The sequence below is a fragment of the Streptomyces sp. URMC 123 genome (assembly GCF_051386515.1).
Classification (GTDB): Bacteria; Actinomycetota; Actinomycetes; order Streptomycetales; family Streptomycetaceae; genus Streptomyces.
The window spans coordinates 1-4542 of sequence record NZ_JBPQTV010000429.1 but is presented as its reverse complement, the minus strand read 5'-3'; the positions used below and the strand labels follow the sequence as shown (position 1 = coordinate 4542).

General features: G+C 74.8%; 3 protein-coding genes and 1 pseudogene. 3 read left to right on the top strand and 1 reads right to left on the bottom strand.

What is annotated here, in order from left to right; all coding sequences use genetic code 11:
• Positions 1-142: 142 nt before the first annotated feature.
• From panB to ACSNOD_RS28695, 3 genes are all read left to right on the top strand, one after another.
• Entirely contained in the window at positions 143-1033 is an 891-nt protein-coding gene (panB, locus tag ACSNOD_RS28705; protein ID WP_436769992.1) for a 3-methyl-2-oxobutanoate hydroxymethyltransferase, read from the top strand.
• A gap of 276 nt (positions 1034-1309) precedes the next feature.
• On the top strand, positions 1310-2437 hold the full coding sequence (locus ACSNOD_RS28700; RefSeq protein WP_436769991.1) for an ATP-binding cassette domain-containing protein: 1128 nt from the start codon (positions 1310-1312) through the stop codon (positions 2435-2437).
• Entirely contained in the window at positions 2434-3258 is an 825-nt protein-coding gene (locus tag ACSNOD_RS28695) for an ABC transporter permease (RefSeq protein WP_436769990.1), read from the top strand. The genes ACSNOD_RS28700 and ACSNOD_RS28695 overlap by 4 nt, the downstream gene beginning before the upstream one ends.
• Before the next feature lie 94 nt (positions 3259-3352).
• Here ACSNOD_RS28695 and ACSNOD_RS28690 read toward each other — a convergent pair.
• Positions 3353-4542: pseudogene (locus ACSNOD_RS28690) on the bottom strand (AfsR family transcriptional regulator); the annotation flags it as partial.

Below are 4542 nucleotides of genomic sequence, written 5' to 3'. Positions count from 1 at the left end.
TCCCAGCCCCCCGCCCGAGCCTCGGCCGAGCCCTCCCGGAGCGGCGCCGGACCCCCCTTCCCCGGCCGGGGGGCAGGTGTCACCATGGGAGTGATCCGGGGACGCCGTCAGGGCGCCTCGAGACGCTGAAGGAGCCATCACCATGACGCACGTCACGCCTGCGCAAAAACAGGCCGCACAGCCCCTCGGAACCCCCGGCGGCAGCGGAAAGGCGCTGTACGGGGGCGTTACGACCCGCCGGGTGACCGTTCGTGACATCGCCGCCGCCAAGGCGCGGGGCGAGAAGTGGCCGATGCTCACCGCGTACGACGCGCTGACCGCGTCCGTCTTCGACGAGGCCGGCATCCCGGTCATGCTCGTCGGCGACTCCATGGGCAACTGCCACCTGGGCTACGAGACGACCGTGCCGGTCACCATGGACGAGATCGCCCTGCTCTCCGCGGCGGTGGTGCGCGGCACCAAGCGCGCGCTGATCGTCGGCGACCTGCCGTTCGGCTCGTACCAGGAGGGCCCGGTCCAGGCGCTGCGCAACGCCACCCGGCTGGTCAAGGAGGCCGGCGTGGGCGCGGTGAAGCTGGAGGGCGGCGAGCGGTCGGCGGACCAGATCGACCTGCTGGTGCGCTCCGGCATCCCGGTGATGGCCCATGTGGGCCTCACCCCCCAGTCGGTGAACGCGTACGGGGGCTACCCCGTGCAGGGCCGCGGCGAGGAGGCGGCGGCGCAGCTGCTGCGCGACGCCAAGGCCGTGCAGGACGCGGGGGCGTTCGCGGTGGTGCTGGAAGTGGTGCCGGCGGAGCTCGCCGCGGAGGTCACGCGCTCGCTGCACATCCCCACGGTGGGCATCGGCGCCGGCCCGGACTGCGACGCGCAGGTCCTGGTGTGGACGGACATGGCGGGCATGACGGGCGGCCGGGTGCCGAAGTTCGTCAAGCAGTACGTGGATCTGCGGCGCGCGCTCGGGGACGCGGCGAGGGCGTTCGCGGACGAGGTGGTCGGTGGGGCGTACCCGACGGCGGAGCACAGCTTCCACTGAGGCGCTGCGCGGGCGTGCGGCGCCGGTGGCGCTCACGGTGTGTCCCTGGCGGGCCGGCCTGGCCCGTGCGGGTCGACGCGGTGAGCGTCACACGCCCGCGCGTCGCTGCCCACCCACCCGTACACGTCGAGGCGGTGGACGACGCCAACCGCGCCGCGGCGCCGGTGATGCCCACCGCGTATCCCCTCCCGAGGAACGCGGCCCGCCGGCCACGTGTCGGCGGGCCGTCGGCACCGTGTCGGCGCGCCGTCGGCGGGCCCCGGCACGGTGGGGCCCATGACACGATCACGACTCGCGTTCCCGTCCTCGAAACCGCTCCCCTCCCCCTCCCGGCCCCCCGGGGCCGCCACCGCGTCCCGCTTCGCCGTCGACGTCCGCGGCCTGGTCAAGCACTACGGGACGACCAAGGCCCTGGACGGCGTGGACCTCCGCGTCCGGGAGGGCACGGTGCTCGGTGTCCTCGGACCCAATGGCGCCGGCAAGACCACGCTCGTGCGGGTGCTGGCCACCCTCACCCGGCCCGACGCCGGCACGGCGCTCGTCGGCGGGTACGACGTGGCCCGCCGGCCCCATGAGGTGCGCCGCGTCATCGGCCTGACCGGCCAGTACGCCTCGGTGGACGAGAAGCTCTCGGGCCGGGAGAACCTCTACCTGATCGGCCGGCTGCTCGATCTCCCCCGCCGGGAGGCCCGGCGGCGGGCCGACGGGATGCTGGAGCGGTTCTCGCTGACCGAGGCCGCCGGCCGGCCCGCCGGGCAGTACTCCGGCGGCATGCGGCGACGGCTCGACCTGGCCGCCAGCATGATCGGCCGGCCCGCCGTGCTCTGTCTCGACGAACCGACCACCGGCCTCGATCCACGCACCCGGGAGGAGGTCTGGCGGGAGGTCCGGCACATGGTCGAGGACGGCAGCACGGTGCTGCTCACCACCCAGTACATGGAGGAGGCCGAGCAGCTCGCGGACGAGCTCACCATCGTCGACCGGGGCCGGGTCGTCGCCGAGGGCGGGATCGGCGAGTTGAAGACGCGGGTCGGCGGGCGCACCCTGCGGATCGAGCCGGCGCGCGCGGACGTCCTCCCCGAGCTGGTCGACCTGCTGGGCCGGGCCGGCCTGGACGGGGTCGCGGGCGCGCGGGCGGTGGCGTCCGAGGGCGCGGTGTACGTACCGATCCTGAGCGACGAGCAGTTGACCGCGCTGGTCGGCCTGCTGGGCTCCCATGACATCGCGCTCGCCGGCATCGGCACCCAGCTGCCCAGCCTGGACGAGGTGTTCCTCGCCATCACCGGTCGCCGGGCCACCGCGCCCGGCCCCGGCGGCCCGAACGACGGCTCGGATGCCGGTCCGGATGCCGGTCCGCACGACGGTCCGAACGACGCCCCGAGCGACGAGGAGGCCGCGGCATGAGCACGACGAGCCTCACCGCACCCCCGGCCGGCTTCGGCGAAGCCGGCCGCATCGCACCGCGCGCCCACCTGCGCCACATCGGGGCGCTGGCGCGCCGCAACGCGCTCCAGATCAAGCAGGACCCGCAGTCGATGGGCGACGCCGTCCTGGCCCCGATCCTCCTCACCCTGCTCTTCGTCTACGTCTTCGGCGGCGCGGTCTCCGGCGGCGACCGACGGGCCTACGTCAACTATGTGATGCCCGGCCTGCTGGCCATGACGGGGCTGAACATCGCCCTGGCGGTGGGCGTCGGCGTCAACACCGACTTCGCCACGGGGGTGATGGACCGGTTCCGGGCGATGCCGATCGCCCGCTCCTCGGTGCTGATCGCCAAGGTCGTGGTGGAGACCGGCCGGGTCCTGGTCGCCACCGGCATCCTGCTGGGCATGGCGTTCCTGCTGGGCATGGAGGTGCGCACCTCCGCCCTCCACCTCCTGGCCGCGGTGGCGCTCGCCCTGCTCTTCGGCGCCTCCCTGATGTGGATCTTCATCTGGCTGGGGCTGGTGCTCAGGAGTGCCCAGGCGGTGCAGGGGCTGGGCCTCCTCGTGCTGATGCCGTTGCAGTTCGGCAGCTCGATCTTCGCGCCGACGTCCACCATGCCGGGCTGGCTGCGGAGCTTCACCGACGTCAATCCGCTCTCCAACCTGGCGGACGCGGTCCGCAACCTCGTCAACGGCGGTCCGGTGGCGCACTCGGTGTGGGTCACCCTCGCCTGGTCCGCGGGCCTGGTGCTGGTGGCGGCGCCGCTGGCGGTGGCACGCTTCCGCGACCGGACGTCCTGAACCGGACGTCCTGACCGGATGGATGTCCCGGCCGGCCCCGGACACCCCGGCCGGGGTCGGCCCCGAACGCCCCGGCCGGCCCCGGCCGCCCCGGCTACGGCTCCATGAGCAGGGCGGTGGCCTCCGCCACCGAGAGCTCACGCCCCTCGGCTACCCCCCGCTCGTACGCCACCGCGCCCAGCGCCCGGCGCACCAGCCGCTCGGCGGCCCGGCGCTGCTCCGCCTCCGAGGCCGGAACGCGCCGCCCACGGGCCCGCCAGGCGTCGTACGCGCCCAGCAGCCGCGCCGCGCGCTCCGCCGGCTCCGGGGCACCGGAGCCGGCCAGCGCCGCGGCCGCGGCCGGGAACTGCATGGGCACCAGCGACGGCACGACGGCCCGCGCCATCGGGTCCTGGGCCGCCGCCACGGCCTGCCGCAGACGAGCCAGGCCGTCGGCGTAGTGCCCGTCGACGGTGTCGAGCCAGCCCAGCAGTCCGGCCACCATGCCCGAGAACAGGGCGAGCGGCTGCCGGTCGAACTCCTCGGCGAGCACGGTGAGATGAGCGCGCGCCTCGGCGGTGCGGCCGGTCGTGCCGCAGCGCACGGCGAGGCACACGCGGGCGTAGCGGACGGCGTCCCCGCCGGTCCGCTCCATCTCGGTGAGGACCTCGCGCAGCATCCGCTCGCCCACCTCGCCGTGGCCCGCCTCGATCTCCATGGCCGCGAGCCGGGTGCGCAGCATCAGGACCTGGCCGTGGGCGCCGAGTTCCTCGGCCATCGTCATGGCACGGCGGTAGTCGGCGGCGGCCGCGGCGAAGTCCCCGCGGCTCTCGAACGACTCGCCCCGGCCGGCCAGCGCCTCGGCCGTGCCCCAGCCGTCACCGAGCCGGCTGAAGATCTCCAAACTCTCCTCGGTGTCCCGGTGCGCCCGGTCCTGGCCCGTGTAGCGGTCGTTGGTCAGCTTGGCCCGCAGTTGCAGGACGAAGGCGAGCTCCCAGTCGAGGCCGAGCTCCCGACAGCCGCGTACGGCGCCGTCCATGAGGTCGGTCAGCGCGTCGTAGCGGCCGGTGAGGAACTGGGCGATGAACCAGGAGACGCCGGGTATCCGGCAGGTCTGCGGCAGCCCGGGGCGGTACGCCTCGATGACCCCGTGGAGCGTCTCCCGCACCCGGGGGTCGTCCAGGCGGCCCGGGTCGCCCTCGACCGCGGTCAACTCCACCAGCCGCACGCCCCGGCGGGCCTCCTCCAGCAGCTCCGGCGGCATCGGCGGGGGCGCGTCGAGGGGGGAGGCGGCCAGCGGTGGGG

Coding starts and splice junctions, on each gene's coding strand:
- ACSNOD_RS28700 (WP_436769991.1), top strand. CDS start 1,310: ATGACACGATCACGACTCGCGTTCCCGTCCTCGAAACCGCTCCCCTCC.
- panB (WP_436769992.1), top strand. CDS start 143: ATGACGCACGTCACGCCTGCGCAAAAACAGGCCGCACAGCCCCTCGGA.
- ACSNOD_RS28695 (WP_436769990.1), top strand. CDS start 2,434: ATGAGCACGACGAGCCTCACCGCACCCCCGGCCGGCTTCGGCGAAGCC.